Consider the following 20,069-nt stretch of genomic DNA (forward strand, 5'->3'; position numbering starts at 1 on the left):
AAACTCGAGAGTGCGTCAGCCCAGGAAGTGTCGCATGCCGACCGAACCCCGATCACCGCGCCTTGCGGTTCTTATCGACGCCGACAACGCTTCGGCCAAGATTGTCGACGGCCTGTTCGAGGAGATCGCGAAGATTGGCGAAGCCAGCGTCCGCCGCATCTACGGTGACTTTTCAAACGTCCGGTCGAAGGGATGGGCTGATGTCTTGTCAAAGCATGCGATTATCCCGCAGCAGCAATTCGCTAACACCATCGGGAAGAACGCGTCCGATATCACACTGGTGATCGACGCCATGGACCTGCTTCACAGCGGTCGTTTCGACGGTTTCTGCCTGGTCTCTTCCGACAGTGATTTCACCCGGCTTGCTGCGCGCATACGCGAACAAGGCGTCGACGTGTTCGGGTTTGGGGAGCAGAAAACGCCGGAAAGTTTCCGGCAAGCATGTCGGCGTTTCGTCTATACCGAAAACCTTCTACGCGGCACCGCAAACACTCACGATAGTGCGCCCGCAGCCAAGCCGCTTCAATTGCCCAGTGCCGCGATTCCCATGCTCAAGAAGGTCATAGGCCAGATGGAAGGCGAGGATGGTTGGGTACATCTCGGAACCTTCGGACAACGGCTATCAAACCTGTTTTCAGATTTTGATCCCCGCAGCTACGGTTTCAGCAAACTGAGCGATCTGGTGAGGAATACAGACGCATTTGAAATCGAAGTCCAGGGCGGAGCCATGAGAATACGGACCAAGCCTACTGCTGGGAAGAAGGTAAAAAAGAAAGCCGCTTAGCGATGCCTAGAGGGTCATAGGTCCCATCGACCCCAATCGCGTCAGAACATCAAGACCGCCTTTCCACGGGCAGGAGATCGAGGCACTATAGGCCGTTGGTTTCGCCTTCTGGATCACGGCGATGTTGGAAATCCCGGAAGATCGATGCGAGCGCCATCGTCTGTTCAAGGCGATCGACGATGCCTTCAAGGCCGGCGATTTCGAGGGCCTCGGCGTGGCCTTGGGCGGCTCGCCCTGCTGGTTCGACGAGCGCATGCCGTTCGAGCTCGGCCTCGGGCATCCGCTGGAGTATGCAATCTATTGGAGCCCCTTAGGATTCATCTCGACTTTGCTGGATGCAGGCTCGGATCCGAATTATCAGGATCACGGTGGATTTCCGGCAATCATTGCGGCGCTATCCACCGACCGGGCCGACAGACTGGAAATCGTGCGGGTGCTTATCGAGGGTGGCGCCGATCCCAATATGCGTGGCGTGAACGACTGGACGCCGCTTCACTATTCGGTGGCCGTCCGGAGCGTCGAGGCGATCGGCTTGCTTTTGGCTGCAGGCGCCGACCCCGCGCTCGAAACCCGCATCGATGACTACAGGACAGCCGCACAGGAAGCCGACATTGCCGGCTTTGAAGCAGGCGCTTCCTTGCTGCACGATGCGATGGCCAGGCGCAACTCCAACCGACGGTGAGTTGGGGCACGATGAAACCGTCGGCGAGCGAGGGCTCGCCTCAAACCTTCTTCAGTCCCGCCTTGAAGCGCTTGCCATTGGCGACGTAGTGCGCGGCCGAGCCGCGCAGTCTGGCAACGGCCGCCTCGTCCAGCACCCTCACCGCCTTGGCCGGCGAGCCGACGATTAGTGAATTGTCCGGAAATTCCTTGCCGTCAGTGACCAGCGCGCCGGCGCCAACCAGCGAATTCCTGCCGATCCTGGCGCCGTTCAGCACGATGGCGCCCATGCCGACCAGGCTGTTGTCGCCGATCGTGCAGCCGTGCAGCAAGGCGCGGTGGCCGATGGTGCAGCCTTGCCCGATGGTCAGCGGAAAGCCGGGATCGGTGTGCATGACCGTGTGTTCCTGCACATTGGTGTCGTCGCCGATGACGATCGGCTCATTGTCGCCGCGGATGACGGCGCCGAACCAGAAGCCGGCATTGCGGCCGACGCGCACGTCGCCGATCAGCGTCGCATCGGGCGCGATCCAGTTTGAGTCCGCATCCGCGAAGCTCGGCTCCGTTCCATCGATCGCGTAAAGCGGCATTTTCGGTCTCCGAATCGTCTCAGCCTGGAAGGCTGGAGCCTAGGAGACCGATCGTCCAGGAGGCAATGGCAAGCACGACGACGCCCAGGGCCAACGACCAGGCGATGGCCGTGCAGCCGCAGGACATCAGCGCCAAGGTCGAAATGCGGCGCTCACGCCGGGCATCGAGGGCGTCGTTGACCAACATGAAGGGGCCCGCACAAGCGGTGGCGAGCAGCGAGCGCAGCAGATGCGACGGCGACACGTAAGGCTCAGTGAAAGCGACCTTGCGGCCCGACACCAGTTCCATCATCGATCCAGCCAGCCCGCAGGCTGTCATCCCGACGACAAAAGCGAATACGGTGAGTTCCAGCGTGCCCATCTTTACGTTCCATTTACCATGAAATTGCACAGTCGTTCCATGAAGGCTGCAAGAGCCGTGCCGCGCGATGTGTGCCGCCCAAGGACACCCAAGGGCGGACGGCTGATATCCGAGGACTGAGATGAAGCAGGCAGCGATCACCGACGGCCCCCAACTCACCGTGGTCGATTCCATGCTGATGAAGCGGGTGTTCTACGCATTCGCGGCGCTGGCGCTGCTGTCGGTAGCGATCAGCCTTGCCGGCAAATGGTTCGGCCATTCGATCGCCATGGCCGGATACACCGACGACGCAACGATCCATCAGGTGGTGATCGGCAACAATGTCATCGCGGTGCCGGCCAACGTCATCCGTTTCGCCCAGGCCCGGCGCGACGGCATTGCCTCGCGGCTCGACCTCTATCTGCGCTATCCCCAGATGGACGGCTACAGCGAGCCGGCGCGCGACGATTTCAATCACATGGGAGCGAGCAGGAACATCATCTTCCTGTCCTTCGAACAGCAGATGATGTCGCGCGACATGAGCGGCCGCTTCGCGCCAATCTACAGCGCGTTGATCATCCAACCCGGCATTGCTGGCCCCGGCGGCACGACGGTGTACGGCTTCAACGAGAAATCAGGCTACCTGAACGAGGTGCTGGTTGTCGGCAGGCGTCCTGGCAAGGACCCGTTCGTGGCCCGCTGCCTGAGCGGGCCGAGTGCCGAGGAATCGCTGGCGCCCTGCGAGCGCGACATCCAGGTCGGCGACGAACTCAGCCTCACCTATCGCTTCCCCAGGGAGTTCCTGGGTGATTGGCAGGCGCTCGACGCGGCAATCGCCGGCCAAGCCGCGCGCTTCCTGAAAAGAGGACATTAGGAGGGGAAACCGGGCTGGCCGGCCGCATTCGAAGCGGAGCCGGCCGAGCCCAGGATTGCTGGCTCAGGCCAGGTCGATGTCGAGGATCGCCATCGAAAAATTGTAGTCGCCGTCGTCCTCGTCCTTGAAGACGATGCCGAGGAACTCGTCGCCGACATAGACCTCGGCCGAATCTTCCTTGCGCGGCCGTGCCTTGACCTCGAGCTTGGGGTTCTGGAAGACGCGCTTGAAATAGGCGTCCAGCTTTCTGATTTCGTCGGGCTTCAACAGTCTTCTCCGATCATCGGGCTTGCTCGTTCGAACGCGCTTCTGGCACGTCGACAATGGCGATGTAAAGGCAAGCGGCCCGATAACACGGGAACAACCGCCCGCTCCTTCCCACGGCCGGCACCCGGCCGCAGGCAGCGGGCAGATGAAAATCAGATGTCGAAGCTGACGACCTGATCCATCGTCTGCGACGGCAGAAGCTGGTCCATCTGGCGCGACGGCTGATCGCAGCCCGTCTCGCCGACAACCCGGGCCGGCACGCCGGCAACCGTCTTGTTGTGCGGTACAGGCGACAGCACCACCGAGCCTGCCGCGATCTTCGAGCAATGGCCGATTTCGATGTTGCCTAGGATCTTGGCACCGGCGCCTATCAGCACGCCGTAGCGGATCTTGGGGTGACGGTCGCCGCCGGCCTTGCCGGTGCCGCCCAGCGTCACGCCATGCAGGATCGACACATCATCCTCGATCACCGCGGTCTCGCCAACGACGAGGCCGGTGGCATGGTCGATGAAGATGCCCTTGCCGATGCGGGCGGCCGGGTTGATGTCGGTCTGGAAGACCGAGGACGAACGGCTCTGCAGATAGAGCGCGAAATCCTTGCGGCCCTGCTTCCACAGCCAATGCGCCAGCCGATGGGTCTGGATGGCGTGAAAGCCCTTGAAATAGAGCACCGGCATGATGAAGCGGTCGCAGGCCGGATCGCGGTCGTAATAGGCCTGGATGTCGACGCGCACGGTCGTCGGCCAGTCCTTGTCGTCGGCCAGCATCGACTTGAAGGTCTGGCGGATGAGATCGGAGCCGATGTCCTGATGGTCGAGCCGCTCGGCCAGCCGGTGGATGACCGCCTCTTCCAGGCTGTCCTGGTTGAGGATGGTGGAATAGAGGAACGCGGCAAGCAGAGGGTCGCGGTTGACCGCCTCCATCGCCTCGTCGCGGATCGAGCGCCAGATCGGATCGACCGGCTGCAATGCGCTCTGTCGGGAAATGCTGATGCTGTTCATCGCCGTCTCGTCCTGCGTCCTGCCGGGCTGGCCTGTTGTGCTCGCCTTGTCGGGCCGCACATATAAGCCAGATCATAGCACGATTGAACTCAATTTTCCTTAGTGCAATGTCAAATGGATTTGGTTCGCGGGAATTCAAGCGGCCATGGAAAACGAACCCTTGATCGACGACGCGCCGAACTAGCGACCCTTCCGCGCTTGGCCGGGCGCAAAGCATGGCGATCAGATGGCCTGCGAGCCCAAGTGAACCGCGACGTCGATGGCGCCGCGCTACCATGGCCGCTGGTCAAGTCGGCAGCGGCTTGCCGGCCTGTTCGGCCACCATGTATTCGGCATACCAGTCGGGCCAGTTTTCATCGCGCTGTCCGCCGGTCCGCGTCTCGTGCTCGCCATGCGCGGCCGCCGCACGCCGCAGCGCTGCGGCTAGCTCGGTCGATGAGGTGAATGTCGTGTCGTGCGCATCCACACGCCCAGGCAATCGCTGGGTGATCTCCTGCAGCAGCCAGTTGTTGCCGTCCGGGTCGCTGAACGAGGCAAAGGAGGAATAACTGCGCCCCTCCGGATCTCTGCCGCTGATCGGCGGCTGCCCGGGGCCTGCACGGTGAAACACTTCGCTCGCATCGACCCCGCGCGCCACCAGTTCGGCACGCGCCGCCACGATATCCGACACCACGAGATAAAGACCCTTTGCCGAGCCTGGCGCGGCGGTCGTGAGACCCTTGCCAAAATGGATCGAGCATGGCGAACCCGGGGGCGTGAACTGTATGACGCGAAACGCATCGCCAACGATGAAGTCGGCGTCCAGCCTCCAGCCTAGGCCGCCATAAAAACGCTTGGCCCGATCGGTATCCGAAACGGAAATGATGACGGCCTCCAGCTTCATGTCGATAGTCCCCGGTCTCGGGGTCTCGGTTGCGGTGGTCATGTCAGGCTCCTTGGGTTTGAGTGCTTTGAAAATGACAACATGCGTCCGAGCCGGTGACCGTGTGGATCCTGCTCATGCCAAGCAGCTTCCCGCCATCATGCGAATTGGTCAATCGGCTGCGGCACCATGACTCCCCGACGCCTTCCGCTAGGCCGTGTTTTGGCCCAGGATGCCGGGAGTATTTCATCGGGTGGATAGTGACGCCGTTTCTGGAAACGAACCCTTGATCGACGACGCGCTGAAAAGTGAGCTTTCGGCGCGCTACGCCGCGCAAGACCGCCACTATCACGACCTTGCCCATATCGAGGCGATGCTGGGCCTGGCGGGCGAGTATCGAGGGTTGCTCGGCGATCCCGAAGCCGTCGAAGCGGCGATCTGGTTCCACGATGCCATTTATGACAGCAAGGCCAAGGACAATGAGATCCAAAGTGCCGCCCTTGCCGAGAAGAAGCTCGCGGGCCGGGCTGAAGCCGGGCGCCTCGACCGCATCTCGGCGATGATCGTCGCTACAGCCACCCACCAACTGCCGTTGTATGACGACCCGACGACAGTACGGGATGCCAGTCTTTTCCTCGACATGGATCTGTCAATCCTGGGTGCTGCGCCGGATGCCTTCGATGCCTATGAACGCGCTGTGCGGCGCGAATATCACTGGGTTGAGGAGCCGATGTGGCGGGCGGGCCGCAGCGCGGTCCTGAAGAATTTCCTCGCCCGCCCGCATATCTTCCACACCGAAGAGTTTCGCCGGCGCTTCGAGCCGCAGGCCAGATTGAACATGGCGCGCTCGTTGGCGGCCCTTACGCCCGCGCCGCCGTCCGCTCAGAGCGGATTTTCGGCATAGAACTCCAGCACACGTTGCTTGAAGGTCTTGTCCCCGACCGCCAGCATATGGTCCCGGCCCTCGATGTGAAAGGCCCTGGCGTTCGGCATCAATGCCGCGAGTTCGTCGGGCGAGCCGCCAATATCGTCCGTCGTGCCGACGGCGATCAGCGTCGGCTGGGCAATGCGCGCAAGATCGTCCTCGCTCAGCAATTCTCTCGACCTGGCGATACAGGCGGCCAGCGCCCGGCGGTCGCTGCGCGTCTGGTCGGCGAAGGCGCGAAACGATCGCCCGCGCCGATGACTGGTTGCCGCAGGATCGTCGGCGAGCAGGGCCGCGGCGATCGGATCCCAATCGCCGACGCCGTCGATCATGCCGATGCCGAGGCCGCCGAAGACCAGCGTCGCCACCTTGTCCGGATCGGACAGCGCCAGGAACGCGGCGATGCGCGCGCCCATCGAATAGCCCATGACATGGGCGCGCTCGATACCGAGATGGCCAAGCAAGGCGGCGGCATCCGAAGCCATCTTGTCCGGCGTGTAATCGGCCTCGTCATAACTCTTCGACGACGATCCGTGGCCGCGATTGTCGAAGGCGATGGCTCGGTAACCGGCATCGTTCAGCGTCTTGAACCAGCCCGGCGATACCCAATTGACATAGTGGGTCGAGGCAAAGCCATGGATCATCAGCACCGGATCGCCCTCACCCGACGCCGGCTGGCGGTCGAGGAAGGCAAGATCAAAGCCGTCATGGGTGAAAACCTGCATCAGCGATCCCGCCTGCGCGCTCAACCGGCACCGCCGTTGGGCGCATCGCCATTGTCCGATGGCGGCACGCCCGGACCAGACGCCGTGCCAACGGCCGGATGGCGTAAAAGGTCGCCATACTCGATGCCGTTCCTGGCGGCGGTGCCCGCTTTGAGCTCCAGCACGAAACGCACCGGCACGCCAGGCGAAATGATGGCCTCGGATTGCGGCTCGCCGTGTTTGATCGCCCGGATCTTACCGTCCTGGCCGACAAAGATCAGATCAAGCGGCATCGGGGTGTTCTGCATCCAGAAGCCAACCTGCTGCTGGATATCGAAGACGAACAACATGCCATGGTCGTCCGCCATGTCCTGGCGGTACATCAGCCCAGCCTCGCGCTCCGCGGCGGTGTTGGCGACTTCGATGGAAAAAGAACGATCGCCGCCTTTCGTCACCACAACCAGCGGCGCCGGATCGACAGGAAGGATCATCGCCCGGCTGTCGGCCGCGGTCGGCCGGTCGGAATAGAAGTAAGCACCTGCGGCCACGACCACGGCGACAATGGCGCACAACACACCCGCCGTCAGCCAGTTCCTGTAAGCCATTCAAAATCCTCGGCCGGAAATTGTCCTGGAGCACGTCGCCTCGGATCAGGCTCGTGGGCATGCCTTTGGGCGACATGCATTAGACCACGATCCCGAAAAGTGGAACCGATTTTCTCGGACAAACGGAAACCGCGTGTCCAGAGATCATGGTCAAACAAAGAGGAGATAGAGCGCCATCCCGATCTGTCGGGATGGGCCACTTTTGGGCGACTGAATTAGTGCGAGACCGGCAAGGTCCCCATGTCGGGGTGAATCTCGGCGGCCATAAGGCCTTTGTCGCCGCGCCCGAAACGAACCAGCACGACTTGCCCCGGCCGAAGCTCGGTGATGCCGTAACGGCGCAAGGTCTCCATGTGGACGAAGATGTCCTCGGTGCCCTCGCCGCGGGTCAGAAAACCAAACCCCTTGGTGCGGTTGAACCATTTCACCAAAGCGCGTTCGAGGCCGCTTTCCGGCGTCACCGCGATATGGGTGCGCTGCTCCTGCATTTCGGCAGGATGGACCGCGGTGGTGACGTCCATGGAGAGCACCCGGAAGGCCTGCAATCCGCGATCGCCCTGCTTGACGAGGCAAACCACGCGTGCGCCCTCCAGGGCCGTCTGGAAGCCGTCCTTTCGAAGACATGTCACATGGAGAAGGATGTCGCCCGAGATGCCGTCATCTGGAAGGATGAAACCGTAGCCCTTGGCCACATCGAACCACTTGATGGCGCCAGCGACTTCGAGCAGATCGGCAGCATCGCCGCCTTCGTCACGATGCAAGGCGTCGCCAAGGGTTCCGTTCCGCCCCGTGAAAGAGGCCTTTTCCCCCATAACAATGCCCCCTTATTTTTCAAGAACACCGCAACTGATTCTTGACACCAGATTAACACCGCGGCTTCCGGTGTGTGCAAGACCTGACGTGCCTTTTTTGGGGGAATACCGGATTTGTTCTTTGCCGGCATTGCGCAATGCCGAACGATTGCCCTTTGAGCGGGTCGACCCTATGTTGCGCCGCAACGCAATTCATCGAGGAAATCACATGCGCTATCTGCACACCATGGTCCGCGTCGCCGACGTCGACGCCTCGCTCGATTTCTACTGCGCCAAGCTCGGCCTCAAGGAGGTGCGCCGATACGAAAACGAGCAAGGCCGCTTCACGCTGATCTTCCTGGCCGCACCGGAAGACGAGGAGAGCGGCGTCAACGAAAAAGCACCGTTGGTCGAACTGACCTACAATTGGGATCCGGAAGACTACAAGGGCGGGCGTAATTTCGGCCACCTCGCCTATGAGGTCGACGACATCTACGCCACCTGCCAGCATCTGATGGACAATGGCGTCACCATCAACCGGCCACCGCGCGATGGCAACATGGCCTTCATCAGGTCGCCGGACGGCATTTCGATCGAGCTCCTGCAAAAAGGCCCGGCCAAGGCCAAGGCCGAGCCTTGGGCTTCAATGGCGAACACCGGCAGCTGGTAGGCCTCGATCCGGGCGAAAGATCGCCCGGCAGCCTTTGGCGTTTTGCGCGACGGCACCTATCTACCCGGCTGTCGCGCCAGCCTGGCAAGCCTGGCGCCATGTCAAGCAATGGGCGCCTGCCCTCCCGGAGAGTTCACTGATGCCGACCAGCCATGCCGATGTCGCCACCGAACATGCCAGCCGCTATTTGCAGCAGCTGTGCAAGCACTGGGCGCACAAATTCCCCGTCGAGTTCGATCCGCACCATGGCACGATCGATCTCTCGCTCGGTCGCACGGTGATGGATGCCGATGCGAGCGCGCTGCATATCACGGTGTCAACCGAGGAAAACGGATCACTAGAGCGCCTGGAAAGCGTCGTCGCCGATCACATCAAGCGCTTTGCTTTTCGCGAAGAACTGACCTTCGACTGGAAGCCCGCCACGGCAGCGTAACCGGCCTAAGCTCCGCCTGCCTGACCGGCCATCGCCAGCAACGCCAACACCGAGCGCCAGTTGCGCGCCGTGCCCGGCACTTTCAGCGTACGCGGGATCAGCCCGGCAAAAACCGATTTGCCGAGCCCGTCCGGCGCGTGCAGGTAAAGCACGTCGCCCTTGATCTCGAACCGTTCGGGACCGGTGCACTTTTCGGCCAGCCGCGCCACTTCATCGCCGGTCGGCTCGCGCTCCAGCACATAGGCGTGGAGCTTCGTGTGGTCCGCGGCCACTTCCGGATAGGGATTTTCGCTCACCAGCCGCTCGAACCAGCCGAGATCGCGCACCATGATGCGCGAATGGAATCCCCACTTCTTCTCGAAGGCTGCTTCGATCTGTTTCGTCAGCGTCGCCGCGTCACCCGCCTTTGCCCGAAAAACGGCATTGCCGCTCTGCACATAGGTGGCGACATCGGAAAATCCGAGGTCCTCGAAGAACGACCGCAGCTCCGCCATCTTGACGATGCGGTTGCCGCCGACATTGATGCCGGAAAACAGCGCAACGAAGCTTTTTCCCTGATCAGTCATCTGATCATCGATCACTCATATGATGAACCCGGCCAGCGTCTCGTTGTCGGTGATATCCTGGTACTGGACGCCTTCGGCCTCGAAATTCGCCTTGAGCAGGTCGAAATTGCGGCGATCCTTGGTTTCGATGCCGATCAGCACCGAACCGAAATTGCGGGCCGATTTCTTCAGATATTCGAAGCGGGCGATGTCGTCGTCGGGCCCAAGCATTTCAAGGAAATCGCGCAAGGCGCCCGGCCGCTGCGGAAAGCGGATGATGAAGTATTTCTTCAGGCCCTCGAAGCGCAGCGCCCGCTCCTTGACGTCGGGCAGACGCTCGAAATCGAAATTGCCGCCCGAAACCACGGCGACGATCGTCTTGCTCCTGATCTCCTTCCTGGAAAAATCCTTCAGCGCGTCGATCGCCAGCGCGCCGGCCGGCTCCAGCACGACGCCTTCGACATTGAGCATCTCGATCATGGTGGCGCAGAGCCGGTTCTCCGGGATCAGCCGCACCATGTCGGCTGGGAAATCCTTGAGATGCCGCAACGGCTCGCGGCCAATCTCGGCGACCGCCGCGCCATCGACGAAATTGTCGACCTTGGCGAGCTTCAGGCGCTTTCCGGCAATGAGGCTCTCCCGCAGGCTAGGCGCACCGGCCGGCTCACAGAAGACGAAGCGGGCTTCGCGGCCCTGATCGGCGAAATAATGGGTGACGCCGGCGGCGAGCCCGCCACCGCCGACCGGCAGCATGATGATGTCGGGCATACGGGCGCCCGGCATCTGGCCTGATATCTCATAGGCGACAGTCGCCTGGCCCTCGATGATGTCCTTGTGGTCGAAGGGCGGCACCATGTGGGCGCCGGAATTTTCGGTGAATTCGAAGGCGGCGCGGTAGCAATCGTCGAAAAAGTCGCCGACCAGCCTGATCTCGACGAAATCGCCGCCGAACAGCCTGGTCTTGTCGATCTTCTGCTGCGGCGTCGTCACCGGCATGAACACGACGCCTTTCTTGCCGAAGTGGCGGCAGACGAAAGCGAAGCCCTGCGCATGGTTGCCGGCGGACGCGCAGACGAACAGTTCAGCCTCGTTGCCGGCCGCAAGTGTCTTGCGGAAGAAATTGAAGGCGCCACGGATCTTGTAGGAACGCACCGGCGACAGGTCCTCACGCTTCAGCAGCACCCGAGCCCCGGTCTTTTTCGACAGGTAGTCGTTCTCCTGCAGCGGCGTTTCCGGAAATATCTGGCGGATCGCTGCGGCAGCGGTGGCGACACGGGAAGAGAAACTGTTCATCGAAAACCACCTTGCACCGCCTGTTATCCGCAGACCGCTATCATCGATCGGGCCGCGCTCCGGCTGTATGTTGCACGCGCTGCCGTCGTGCGGCCGATCCCGCCTATTGCATATCCGGGGCCTCGACGCCATTGTCCTGCCAGTCTTGCCCCTCTGCAGCGGGCATTCGCAGAATCCTTGCAAGCACTTGGAGGCGTTTGTTCATGCCTGTCGCATCGGTCGGCCTGAAATCCATGTCGCTGCCGGAATTCGGCGAGCCGACGGTGATGCCGCTGGTTGCGCGCGCCATCCACGAAGCCCGCATCGCGGCGCTGACGGCACTGGGCGCCAAGGCCGGCCTCGATGCCTTCGCCATCTATGGCGACCGCGAACACGCGGCCAATGTTGCCTATCTCTCGGGCTATGATCCGCGCTTCGAGGAAACGCTGCTGGTCATCATTCCCGGCAAGCAGCCAAGGCTTCTCGTCGGCAATGAAGGCTGGGGCTATGCCGAACTCTGCGACGGGCCATACGAACGTGTCCTCTACCAGACGTTCTCGCTGCCGGCTCAGCCGCGCGACCGCTCGGACGCGCTGCCCGACATCCTCGCCGATAGCGGCCTGAGGCCCGGCCAGCGCATCGGCGCGGTCGGCTGGAAACCGTTCGGCGCAGGCGATGCAGGTCTTGGCGAGATGGCGCTCGACATGCCCTCCTTCATCGCCGATACGCTGCGCGCGCTTGTCGGCGACAAGGGCGCGGTCGTGAACGCGGCCAATCTGTTGATGAACCCCACCGACGGACTGCGCGCCATCAACGAGGCCGACCAACTGGCTGCCTTCGAATTCGCCGCGACCTTCACCTCGCAGGGCTTGCGCAATGTCCTGCAAGGCATCGAACCCGGTATGACCGAATTGCAGGCGGCCCGGCTGATGGGCATGAACGGCTTGCCGCATGGCTGTCATCCGATGCTGTCGGCGGGCAAGCGGGCCGTCTATGGCCTGCCCAGCCCGCGCCTCGACATCATCCGGCGTGGCGACCCGATCACCATGGCCTATGGCATCCAGGGTGCGCTCAATGCACGCGCCGGTTTCCTCGCCGAGGAGGCATGCGAGCTTCCGCATGCCATCCGCGACTATGTCGAAAGACTGGTCGCACCCTATTTTGCCGCTGTCGTCGACTGGTACGAAGCGATCGGCATCGGCACCACGGGAGGCACGCTGTGGAAAGCGGTGCATGACCGCATAGGCGATCCCTTCTTTGGTGTTTCACTCAATCCCGGCCATCTCGTCCATATCGACGAATGGATGCATTCGCCGGTGTTTTCCGGCTCCGACATCAGACTGCGATCGGGCATGGCGCTGCAGGTCGACGTCATTCCGGCGACCGGCAGCCCCTATTTCACCACCAATATCGAGGACGGCATCGCGCTCGCCGACGAGCCTCTGCGCGAGGAGATCGCGGCGCGCTATCCCGAGGCCTGGAGCCGCATCGAGGCGCGGCGCGGCTTCATGGCGGATGTACTCGGCATCCGCCTCAAGCCGGAGGTGTTGCCCTTCTCCAACATTCCGGCGTTTCTGCCGCCGTTTTGGCTTTCGCGCAACAGTGCGATGACTGTGACCGGGCGCTGACCACATTTCGGCTGGACGCGACTTAGTTCTGCCGCACTCTGGCTGTCCGGGATGTCGCGGGGGTAGGCAGGCCTTTTGGCCGGAGTTGGAATTTCTGAGTGCCTTTGAAGAATATCTTTGCCATTGTCCTTGCCTTGCTCGTCGCCGGCTGTGCCGGTACGCAAACACAGGAACTGCTTGGTAGCGCGATCGTCGCGACGCCGGTGACGGAGATCGCCGGCAACCACAGCATCTTCATCGCGACGACGCGCAAGAAATCCGACGATCCCAACAAGGTTTTCGACGGTGAGCGCTCGGCCACGCTGAATTACGCCCGCGTCACCGTCACGGTGCCAGGCTCCCACCAGACCGGCCAGATCGAGCGCCGGTCGCGCGGCAAATCCGACGACCCGGCGAAATATTTCATGGCGTCCGAAGTCGTCGGCTACGACGCACAGCCGAAGTTCTCCAGCGCGCTCGACGCTGACATCGCGGCGCGCGGCGGCCGCGTTATGGTCTTCGTCCATGGCTACAACACCGGTTTCGATGATGCCGTCTACCGCTTGACGCAGATCGTCCACGATTCCGGCTATCCGGGCACGCCGGTGCTGTTTTCCTGGGCCTCCGGCGCCAAGACCACCGACTATGTCTATGACAAGGAAAGCGCCAGCGCGGCCCGCGACCAGCTCGAAGTGACCTTGAGGATGCTGGAGCAGTCCGGAGCGCGGCGCATCGACATCGTCGCCCATTCGATGGGCACCTGGGTGACGATGGAAACGCTGCGCCAGATGGCCATCAGCGGCGACCGCGATCTCGGCGGCAAACTCGGCGACGTGGTGCTGGCCTCGCCCGACATCGATGTCGATGTGTTCAAGAGCCAGATGAGGCGCTACGGCAAGCCTGACAAACCATTCATCCTGCTGTTGTCCGACGACGATCGGGCACTGAGGCTCTCCGGCCTGATTGCCGGCTCGCGGCCACGCGTCGGCGACTACAAGGATGCCGCCGATCTTGCCTCCTACGGCGTGACCGTGGTCGATCTTTCGAAGGTCAAGGGAAGCGATAGCTTCAACCACACCAAATTCGCCGACAATCCCGAACTGGTGAAGATGATCGGCCAGCGGCTGCGCGACGATGACGGCTTTGCCAGCGATCGCGACGTGACCGATCGCATCGGCCTGCTCGGAAAATAAGACGAAATCCCACGATTTTGCCGTGCCTGTTCATCATCGCAGACGTCTAGGCGCACTTTGAACTGGACCGCGCCGCCCTCTGGCTTTATCGGAATATCCAGCGACGTCATGCGTTTGACGTCCCCCCCTTGCGGAGCCGGCGTGTGACCGTGCGTTCGAAGCGCTACCTTGTCGTCGCATTCGCGCTCGCTGTCACCGGCTGCGCCGGCCAGAAAACCCATGATCTGCTCAACAAGACGACGATCACGGTGCCCGCTTCCGACATCGCTGCGACGCATGAGATCTTCGTTGCCACCACCCGGCAGAGGGCAACAAAGAACCCGCGACAGGTCTACGACGGCGACCGTTCGCTGACCACCAGCTTTGCCCGGGTCGACGTGACCGTTCCCAAAAGCCATCAGCTCGGCGCCATCGAGCGGGTCAAGGGATCCGCAAACAGCAATCCGGCCAAGGATTTCACCGCCAAGGACGTGACCTTCTATGAAGGCGCGCCGCAATTCGCCAAGGCGGTCGGCGCCGACATCGCCATGAGCGGCGGACGTGCGCTGGTTTTCGTGCACGGCTTCAACAACGGTTTCGACGACGGCATCTATCGGCTGACGCAGATCGCCCACGACACGAAATATCCCGGCACACCGGTGCTGTTTTCCTGGGCGTCAAGCGGCAAGACGACCGGTTATATCTACGACAAGGAAAGCGCCAACGCGGCACGCGACGACCTCGAGGCGACGCTCAGGATGCTGGCCAAGACGCGGGTCAAGAGCATCGACATCATCGCTCACTCGATGGGAACCTGGGTGACGATGGAAGCGCTGCGGCAGCTCGCCATCACCGGCGATCGCGATCTCGGCGGCAAGCTCGGCTATGTCGTCCTGGCCTCGCCGGACATCGATGTCGATGTGTTCAAGAAGCAGATGATCCGCTACGGCAAGCCGGACAAGCCGTTCGCCATCCTGCTCTCGGGCGACGACCGCGCCCTCAAGCTGTCTTCCCTAATCTCTGGCGACAAGCCGCGCGTTGGCGATTACGGCAATGCCGCCGACCTTGCCAGCTATGGCGTGGTCGTGGTGGACCTGACCAAGACCAAGAGCGGCGACCGTTTGAACCATGCCAAATTCGCCGACAACCCGATCCTGGTGCAACTGCTCGGCGACCGGCTGCGCACACCGGCCGCTTTACGAGCGGACGAGCCCGACGCGGTGCGGTTCGATGACATCGGCCAAGGTATAGGCAAGGCCGTCGGCTCGGTCGCCGAGGTCGTGATCACCACGCCGTTCAAGGTGCTGACCGTCGGCGCTGGCGGGTGATCAGCCGAGCGCCGACGGCTGATCTCAGACGAAAAGATCGACCTTCTGGAACGTCGTCACATCGATCAGCCCGACGTCGGAAATCCTCAGTTCCGGAATGACGACCAGTGCCAGCAGCGAGTGCTGCATATAGGCGTTGTTCAACGAACAGCCCATCTTGCGCATCGCTTCGGTCAGCTTCTCGGCCTTGGCGGCGACGATTTCCGCCCGCTCGTCCGACATCAGCCCCGCGATCGGCATTTCGACCAGCGCCAGTTCCTTACCCTTGGAGAACAGCACGACGCCGCCGCCGACCTCGCCCAGTCGGTTCACGGCCAGCGCCATGTCCTGCTTATTGGTGCCGACAACGATGATGTGGTGCGAATCGTGCGCCACGCTGGAGGCCATGGCGCAATCGCCCATGTAGCCGAAGCCGGAGACGAAGGCGTTGGTGACGCCGCCTGTGCCCTTGTGGCGCTCGACCAGCGCGATCTGGCAGATATCGTTGCGGCGATCCATGGCGACCAGCCCGTCCTCGACCGGCAGATCCGCTTCCAGTGCACGCGTCGGCGCCTGGTTCTCGATGACGCCAATGACGCGCACGCGGACCTCGTTGGCGCCCTTGGGAGCCGCGATGTCGAAGTCGCCGGCCTTGAGTTTCTTGCCGAGCTTGACGGTGTTCTTGGCCGTCTTCGGGTAGTCATAGGCCGGAATGTCGATTTCGAGCTTGCCGCCCTTGGCCAGCCTGACGCCACGCGCATAGACCTCGTCGATGGTCATCGCCGAGAGATCCGAGACGATCAGCAGGTCGGCCAGCCGGCCCGGCGCGATCGAGCCGATCTCGCGTTCGAGCTTGAAATGCTGGGCGGTGTTGAGCGTCGCCATCTGGATTGCTGTTACAGGCTTCAACCCTTGTTGGATGGCGTGCCGCACCACCCGGTCCATATGGCCTTCATGGACCAGCGTACCGGAATGGCTGTCGTCCGTGCACAGGATGAAGTTGCGCGGATCGATGCCGCTCTCGGTCACCGCCTTGATCTGCGAGGCGACGTCATACCAGGCCGAGCCGAGCCGCAGCATCGCCTTCATGCCCTGGCGCACACGCGCAATGGCATCTTCGGCCCGCGTACCCTCGTGGTCGTCTTCCGGCCCGCCAGCGACATAGCCATGGAACGGCAGGCCGAGATCGCGCGAGGCATAGTGTCCGCCAACCGTTTTCCCCGCTTTCACGGTCGCCGCGATCTCACCAGACATGACCGGGTCGTTGGCGGCGACGCCGGGGAAATTCATCACTTCGCCCAGCCCGATGATGTTTTCCCAAGTCATCGCTTCGGCGACATCAGCGACCGTCAGCTCGGCGCCGGCATGTTCCAGCCCTGGTGCCGAAGGCACGCAGGACGGCATCTGCACATGCACGTTGACCGGCATCGCGACGGCTTCGTCATGCATCAGCCGCACGCCGGGCAGGCCCAGCACATTGGCTATCTCGTGCGGATCGACAAACATCGAGGTGGTGCCGTGCGGAATGACGGCGCGGCAGAACTCGATGACCGTCACCATGCCGCTCTCGACATGCATGTGCGCGTCGCAAAGGCCGGGAACCAGATAGCGCCCGCCGGCGTCGACCACCTTTGTGCCCTGGCCGATGGCATGGCTGGCGTTCGGCCCGCAATAGGCGAAGCGCCCGCCGGCAATGGCGATGTCGGTCCCGGCGATGACCTCGCCAGAATGGACGTTCACCCAGCGGCCGTTGCGGATGACGAGATCGGCGGGTTTGCGGCCCATGGCGACATCGACCAGCTGCGTTGCCATCTCGGTCCAGGGTTTGGGTTTTGTCGCATGCGCCGATGGCTTCTTGGCCATGAAAGACTCCTGTTTGCCCGACTGTGCCAAGCCGGTGTGGTTTTGACCAGCATCAAACTGGGACCTGTTGCGCCATGACAAAGGCCGTCCGGCTTTTCACCAAGGCTACTGCGCGCTGACGTCGACCGTGACTTTCGCCTTTCCGGCCGAAATTTGATCGGCGAGACGCCTGAGTTCGCCCTTGGCGAACCTGCCGTTGATCATGACCTCGCCGCCGAGGATGGGTTCGACCAGCCGCGGCGACATCACGACGTTGCCGCCAACGCTGAGATCAATCGTCTTCCCGACATTCGCCTTGGTGAAAGCGGCGAATGCACGCCCACTGTCCGGCGTCATCTTGAGGTTGAGCGCCACTTGTCCTGGCGCCGGATCGGGTACCACCACGGCCTTGGCGATTGTTAGCGTCAATGGCTCGGCCATGGCGAGGCCGCAGGCGAGCAGTCCGATGGCCGTTGCAGCAATCGGGAGAAACAGGACGCGCATCGGGAATTTTCTCCAAACCGCCGATCTTGCACGGCGACGCTGCCGCGCCAATGCCGCTTGTCTCCGGTCTGGCGGCACCGGGCTTGCGACCGGTATCGGCCAGAATAGGATTCCGTTTTGTCGTAAATCGGGTTACCCTTCCGACAAGGGCCTTTCTGAATTCGTCATTTCGGGGAGTTCGATGTGCGTCGCCTGATGGTCGCAACTGCCGGTTTTCTCGCTGCCCTGGCCGTGCCGGCTTCCGCAGCCGACCCCACCGTCGACGTCCCGATGACCGCGCCCGGCTTCGACTGGACCGGCTACTACGCCGGCCTGCAGGCTGGATATGGCTGGGGCCAGTCCGATATCAACGGGACGGGGGGCGAGCCATTTTCCGTCTCGCCCGATATCGACGGCGGTTTTGTCGGCGGCCATATCGCCGGCCTGTGGCAGTTCGACCAGGCAGTGATCGGCGCCGAGGCCGACCTCAACTATTCCTCGGTCGACGGCTCGACCGAGGCGGAGCCGGGAAACACTTTCGGCACCGACGTCAAATGGTTCGGATCAATCAACGCCAAGGCCGGCTACGCAATGGACCGGCTGCTGGTCTATGGCATCGGCGGCATCGCCTTTGCCGGCATCGAAACGTCGCAAGCGACAGGCACGGCGTTCGACAGCTCACGCACGAGTGTCGGCTGGGCAGTGGGTGCCGGCGTCGACTACGCGCTGACCGACAAGTTCGTCGTCGGCGCCCAGTATCGCTACTATGATTTCGGCTCGGAGCATTTTGACGCGTCCGGCGATTTCACCGACCGCGACCAGGATGTGAAGCTGAACACGGTGGGTATAAATTTGAGCTACAAGTTCTGAGCCTCGCGAGCGGCCTGGCGCGACCCGGCCAAGGCTGTGGCTTAAGAAGCTCTCTGGTGGAAGGGGCGGCCGACGCCCCCAGTTGGGCGGGGTGATGGGTTGGGCTGAGAAGCGCCGGCCTGGGCGGGTTTGATCCGCCGAGTAGTATCATACCAGTACCTCCGGCGCGCATAATTCCGTGATCGCACCATTCTGTTCAAACCGCCCGGTCTGGCTTCCGTATTCAGACTTGACCAGGAACACGACTGGACGGCCCGCATCCTGACATCTGAAAAAGGCCGGCCTGCGGATGTGGTAGAATTGGTAGAGGCAAGGGATCTTAGATGCGAGCTAGCCCATCCAGACGCGTCCTTCGCAGTCTTGGCCGGCCTTGTTTTCCGGGCTTTGCAGGCGCGACCTGAGCCCGACATATCTATCAATCCCTACCCTTCCCTGCTCTTCCGGTGCCAATTGCGGTGCCAAATCAAAAGCCCGCCACCTTGAGGCGGGCCGTTGGCGGCACGGTGTACCTCATCCGGCTGTACCTCATAGAGCCATCTTGCATTTCGCGTTCTTCCCTGCACTCCATCGGGAGCGGCCCGCTTCAGGGGAACGCTCAAAGCTGGTTGACCAGGGGAGAGGTTGACCAAGATTTGTTCAAGTGCCACGAGGGATATACCTCGTGTTTCCGCCTTGAAGAGGCCCGCCGTCGTTAGCCAGGCGGGCCAAGACGAGAAGGAGAACGAACTTGGACACCTTATTAGCGCTTGCCGCTCTGGCCGTATCTCTGGTTGCACTTGGCATGTCCGTCTTCTTCTGGAGGCGACAATTTCGCCCGATCGTAACGGCCGCGGTCAAAACTCACAGCGGCGGAAACGATGGGATTGCCTACAATCTCGTGGTGCTGAACTCTGGATCAATTCCCGCGAAAAATATCCGCCTGATCGTCCACGACCAGGCCGGCCTCAAAGCGGCGCTCGGAGTCGGTGCCAATGAGGATGCCAAAAAACGGTGGCTGGCGTGTTTCACTCAGTCGACGGAAATTCCACTCCTCCAAAACGGCGATAAGACGACCTGCTCGTTTGGGATGACGCACAGCGATCCGCGGCAAAGCTTTTGGAAACCGCAAGCCCAGTTTTGGATCCGCATTGAATATGAAGGTTGGTTCGGCGCTAAGTACGATTCGGACCCACTTAACGTTTTGCAGATCGCCGATTCGGACAACTTCACCGGAGGGATGTGGGCACCGGTGAGAAACCCGCCACTAGGGACGGCGGGAACCTCTCAAACTGGGTCGAAACTCAGCTTCCGTCCACCGTCCGGCATTCCTCGGGCATCTCCCCAGCGTCCCGTTCGCCATCCTCGATCAGCGCGGTATCATCGACCTTCATCGTGAGCCGCTCCCCACGGGCTTTCCCGTGACGTTGGGTGGCGTTCGCAGGCGCCTATGCTCGCAGTCGCTGTCCGGCTCATAGTCGTTGCATGG

General features: G+C 62.1%; 23 protein-coding genes. 11 read left to right on the top strand and 12 right to left on the bottom strand.

Annotated elements, in window-relative coordinates:
* The first annotated feature begins 34 nt into the window (after window positions 1-34).
* Together AC1D08_RS27415 and AC1D08_RS27420 are read left to right on the top strand one after the other, a co-directional pair.
* Window positions 35-784: an NYN domain-containing protein gene (locus AC1D08_RS27415; RefSeq protein WP_095090723.1), complete on the top strand. Its 750-nt coding sequence runs from the start codon at window positions 35-37 to the stop codon at window positions 782-784.
* Between the two features lie 121 nt (window positions 785-905).
* Window positions 906-1,466 carry an ankyrin repeat domain-containing protein gene (locus tag AC1D08_RS27420; RefSeq protein WP_477424494.1) on the top strand — a complete coding sequence of 187 codons (561 nt, stop codon included), beginning with the start codon at window positions 906-908 and terminating at the stop codon, window positions 1,464-1,466.
* Between the two features lie 40 nt (window positions 1,467-1,506).
* Here the strand turns inward: AC1D08_RS27420 and AC1D08_RS27425 are convergent, their stop codons facing one another.
* Window positions 1,507-2,034 (bottom strand): gamma carbonic anhydrase family protein, encoded by a 528-nt coding sequence (locus tag AC1D08_RS27425; RefSeq protein ID WP_457152793.1) that lies wholly within the window; start codon window positions 2,032-2,034, stop codon window positions 1,507-1,509.
* 19 nt (window positions 2,035-2,053) lie between these two features.
* Window positions 2,054-2,395 carry a DUF6949 family protein gene (locus AC1D08_RS27430; RefSeq protein WP_457152792.1) on the bottom strand — a complete coding sequence of 114 codons (342 nt, stop codon included), beginning with the start codon at window positions 2,393-2,395 and terminating at the stop codon, window positions 2,054-2,056.
* A 121-nt stretch (window positions 2,396-2,516) separates the two neighbouring features.
* Between AC1D08_RS27430 and AC1D08_RS27435 the strand changes: the two genes are divergently transcribed.
* Complete coding sequence (locus AC1D08_RS27435) at window positions 2,517-3,248, top strand: hypothetical protein (RefSeq protein WP_457152791.1); 732 nt, start codon at window positions 2,517-2,519, stop codon at window positions 3,246-3,248.
* A 63-nt stretch (window positions 3,249-3,311) separates the two neighbouring features.
* On the opposite strand, the gene AC1D08_RS27440 is transcribed toward AC1D08_RS27435, so the two are convergent.
* The 3 genes from AC1D08_RS27440 to AC1D08_RS27450 all read right to left on the bottom strand — a co-directional run bounded on the left by AC1D08_RS27440 (window position 3,312) and on the right by AC1D08_RS27450 (window position 5,441).
* Entirely contained in the window at window positions 3,312-3,515 is a 204-nt protein-coding gene (locus AC1D08_RS27440; protein ID WP_006200852.1) for a DUF3126 family protein, read from the bottom strand.
* Window positions 3,516-3,667: 152 nt separating this feature from the next.
* Window positions 3,668-4,516, bottom strand: a complete 849-nt coding sequence (cysE, locus tag AC1D08_RS27445) for a serine O-acetyltransferase (RefSeq protein ID WP_095091679.1) — start codon at window positions 4,514-4,516, stop codon at window positions 3,668-3,670.
* A 286-nt stretch (window positions 4,517-4,802) separates the two neighbouring features.
* Window positions 4,803-5,441, bottom strand: coding sequence for a VOC family protein (locus AC1D08_RS27450; protein ID WP_457152790.1), 639 nt, complete (start codon window positions 5,439-5,441; stop codon window positions 4,803-4,805).
* 169 nt (window positions 5,442-5,610) lie between these two features.
* Between AC1D08_RS27450 and AC1D08_RS27455 the strand changes: the two genes are divergently transcribed.
* On the top strand, window positions 5,611-6,282 hold the full coding sequence (locus AC1D08_RS27455; RefSeq protein WP_457152789.1) for an HD domain-containing protein: 672 nt from the start codon (window positions 5,611-5,613) through the stop codon (window positions 6,280-6,282).
* Here AC1D08_RS27455 and AC1D08_RS27460 read toward each other — a convergent pair.
* From AC1D08_RS27460 to AC1D08_RS27470, 3 genes are all read right to left on the bottom strand, one after another.
* Window positions 6,261-7,028, bottom strand: coding sequence for an alpha/beta fold hydrolase (locus AC1D08_RS27460; RefSeq protein ID WP_457152796.1), 768 nt, complete (start codon window positions 7,026-7,028; stop codon window positions 6,261-6,263). The genes AC1D08_RS27455 and AC1D08_RS27460 overlap by 22 nt on opposite strands.
* A 20-nt stretch (window positions 7,029-7,048) precedes the next feature.
* Complete coding sequence (locus tag AC1D08_RS27465) at window positions 7,049-7,612, bottom strand: DUF192 domain-containing protein (RefSeq protein WP_457152788.1); 564 nt, start codon at window positions 7,610-7,612, stop codon at window positions 7,049-7,051.
* A gap of 215 nt (window positions 7,613-7,827) precedes the next feature.
* Window positions 7,828-8,424 (bottom strand): cold-shock protein, encoded by a 597-nt coding sequence (locus AC1D08_RS27470; protein ID WP_457152787.1) that lies wholly within the window; start codon window positions 8,422-8,424, stop codon window positions 7,828-7,830.
* 208 nt (window positions 8,425-8,632) lie between these two features.
* Here AC1D08_RS27470 and AC1D08_RS27475 point away from each other — a divergent pair, with 208 nt between their 5' ends.
* Window positions 8,633-9,073: a VOC family protein gene (locus tag AC1D08_RS27475; RefSeq protein ID WP_095090732.1), complete on the top strand. Its 441-nt coding sequence runs from the start codon at window positions 8,633-8,635 to the stop codon at window positions 9,071-9,073.
* 139 nt (window positions 9,074-9,212) lie between these two features.
* The gene (locus AC1D08_RS27480; RefSeq protein ID WP_095090733.1) at window positions 9,213-9,506 is read left to right on the top strand and encodes a DUF2218 domain-containing protein; all 294 of its coding nucleotides are present in this window, start codon (window positions 9,213-9,215) and stop codon (window positions 9,504-9,506) included.
* Between the two features lie 5 nt (window positions 9,507-9,511).
* Here the strand turns inward: AC1D08_RS27480 and AC1D08_RS27485 are convergent, their stop codons facing one another.
* Together AC1D08_RS27485 and ilvA are read right to left on the bottom strand one after the other, a co-directional pair.
* Complete coding sequence (locus AC1D08_RS27485) at window positions 9,512-10,072, bottom strand: DUF1697 domain-containing protein (RefSeq protein ID WP_457155388.1); 561 nt, start codon at window positions 10,070-10,072, stop codon at window positions 9,512-9,514.
* A 15-nt stretch (window positions 10,073-10,087) separates the two neighbouring features.
* Window positions 10,088-11,344 (bottom strand): threonine ammonia-lyase IlvA, encoded by a 1,257-nt coding sequence (gene ilvA, locus AC1D08_RS27490; protein ID WP_477424497.1) that lies wholly within the window; start codon window positions 11,342-11,344, stop codon window positions 10,088-10,090.
* Window positions 11,345-11,547: 203 nt separating this feature from the next.
* Between ilvA and AC1D08_RS27495 the strand changes: the two genes are divergently transcribed.
* From AC1D08_RS27495 to AC1D08_RS27505, 3 genes are all read left to right on the top strand, one after another.
* Window positions 11,548-12,951: an aminopeptidase P family N-terminal domain-containing protein gene (locus AC1D08_RS27495; protein ID WP_477424499.1), complete on the top strand. Its 1,404-nt coding sequence runs from the start codon at window positions 11,548-11,550 to the stop codon at window positions 12,949-12,951.
* Window positions 12,952-13,049: 98 nt separating this feature from the next.
* A complete protein-coding gene (locus AC1D08_RS27500) occupies window positions 13,050-14,123 on the top strand; it encodes an alpha/beta hydrolase (protein ID WP_457153908.1) in 1,074 nt (357 codons plus the stop codon).
* A 143-nt stretch (window positions 14,124-14,266) separates the two neighbouring features.
* Entirely contained in the window at window positions 14,267-15,430 is a 1,164-nt protein-coding gene (locus AC1D08_RS27505) for an alpha/beta hydrolase (protein ID WP_457153909.1), read from the top strand.
* A gap of 24 nt (window positions 15,431-15,454) precedes the next feature.
* On the opposite strand, the gene ade is transcribed toward AC1D08_RS27505, so the two are convergent.
* Entirely contained in the window at window positions 15,455-17,272 is a 1,818-nt protein-coding gene (ade, locus tag AC1D08_RS27510; RefSeq protein WP_477424501.1) for an adenine deaminase, read from the bottom strand.
* Between the two features lie 105 nt (window positions 17,273-17,377).
* Window positions 17,378-17,755 (bottom strand): SecDF P1 head subdomain-containing protein, encoded by a 378-nt coding sequence (locus AC1D08_RS27515; RefSeq protein WP_457153911.1) that lies wholly within the window; start codon window positions 17,753-17,755, stop codon window positions 17,378-17,380.
* Window positions 17,756-17,938: 183 nt separating this feature from the next.
* Between AC1D08_RS27515 and AC1D08_RS27520 the strand changes: the two genes are divergently transcribed.
* Together AC1D08_RS27520 and AC1D08_RS27525 are read left to right on the top strand one after the other, a co-directional pair.
* Window positions 17,939-18,604, top strand: coding sequence for an outer membrane protein (locus AC1D08_RS27520; protein WP_457153912.1), 666 nt, complete (start codon window positions 17,939-17,941; stop codon window positions 18,602-18,604).
* Between the two features lie 727 nt (window positions 18,605-19,331).
* Window positions 19,332-19,979, top strand: coding sequence for a hypothetical protein (locus tag AC1D08_RS27525; RefSeq protein ID WP_457155033.1), 648 nt, complete (start codon window positions 19,332-19,334; stop codon window positions 19,977-19,979).
* Window positions 19,980-20,069: the final 90 nt, after the last annotated feature.

The sequence above is a fragment of the Mesorhizobium sp. P2_E6 genome, assembly GCF_056403835.1.

Excerpts from the sequence above, each read along its gene's own strand:
- AC1D08_RS27415 (WP_095090723.1), top strand. The coding sequence starts at position 35 with ATGCCGACCGAACCCCGATCACCGCGCCTTGCGGTTCTTATCGACGCC.
- AC1D08_RS27420 (WP_477424494.1), top strand. The coding sequence starts at position 906 with ATGTTGGAAATCCCGGAAGATCGATGCGAGCGCCATCGTCTGTTCAAG.
- AC1D08_RS27425 (WP_457152793.1), bottom strand. The coding sequence starts at position 2,034 with ATGCCGCTTTACGCGATCGATGGAACGGAGCCGAGCTTCGCGGATGCG.
- AC1D08_RS27430 (WP_457152792.1), bottom strand. The coding sequence starts at position 2,395 with ATGGGCACGCTGGAACTCACCGTATTCGCTTTTGTCGTCGGGATGACA.
- AC1D08_RS27435 (WP_457152791.1), top strand. The coding sequence starts at position 2,517 with ATGAAGCAGGCAGCGATCACCGACGGCCCCCAACTCACCGTGGTCGAT.
- cysE (WP_095091679.1), bottom strand. The coding sequence starts at position 4,516 with ATGAACAGCATCAGCATTTCCCGACAGAGCGCATTGCAGCCGGTCGAT.
- AC1D08_RS27450 (WP_457152790.1), bottom strand. The coding sequence starts at position 5,441 with ATGACCACCGCAACCGAGACCCCGAGACCGGGGACTATCGACATGAAG.
- AC1D08_RS27455 (WP_457152789.1), top strand. The coding sequence starts at position 5,611 with ATGCCGGGAGTATTTCATCGGGTGGATAGTGACGCCGTTTCTGGAAAC.
- AC1D08_RS27460 (WP_457152796.1), bottom strand. The coding sequence starts at position 7,028 with ATGCAGGTTTTCACCCATGACGGCTTTGATCTTGCCTTCCTCGACCGC.
- AC1D08_RS27465 (WP_457152788.1), bottom strand. The coding sequence starts at position 7,612 with ATGGCTTACAGGAACTGGCTGACGGCGGGTGTGTTGTGCGCCATTGTC.
- AC1D08_RS27470 (WP_457152787.1), bottom strand. The coding sequence starts at position 8,424 with ATGGGGGAAAAGGCCTCTTTCACGGGGCGGAACGGAACCCTTGGCGAC.
- AC1D08_RS27475 (WP_095090732.1), top strand. The coding sequence starts at position 8,633 with ATGCGCTATCTGCACACCATGGTCCGCGTCGCCGACGTCGACGCCTCG.
- AC1D08_RS27480 (WP_095090733.1), top strand. The coding sequence starts at position 9,213 with ATGCCGACCAGCCATGCCGATGTCGCCACCGAACATGCCAGCCGCTAT.
- AC1D08_RS27485 (WP_457155388.1), bottom strand. The coding sequence starts at position 10,072 with ATGACTGATCAGGGAAAAAGCTTCGTTGCGCTGTTTTCCGGCATCAAT.
- ilvA (WP_477424497.1), bottom strand. The coding sequence starts at position 11,344 with ATGAACAGTTTCTCTTCCCGTGTCGCCACCGCTGCCGCAGCGATCCGC.
- AC1D08_RS27495 (WP_477424499.1), top strand. The coding sequence starts at position 11,548 with ATGCCTGTCGCATCGGTCGGCCTGAAATCCATGTCGCTGCCGGAATTC.
- ade (WP_477424501.1), bottom strand. The coding sequence starts at position 17,272 with ATGGCCAAGAAGCCATCGGCGCATGCGACAAAACCCAAACCCTGGACC.
- AC1D08_RS27515 (WP_457153911.1), bottom strand. The coding sequence starts at position 17,755 with ATGCGCGTCCTGTTTCTCCCGATTGCTGCAACGGCCATCGGACTGCTC.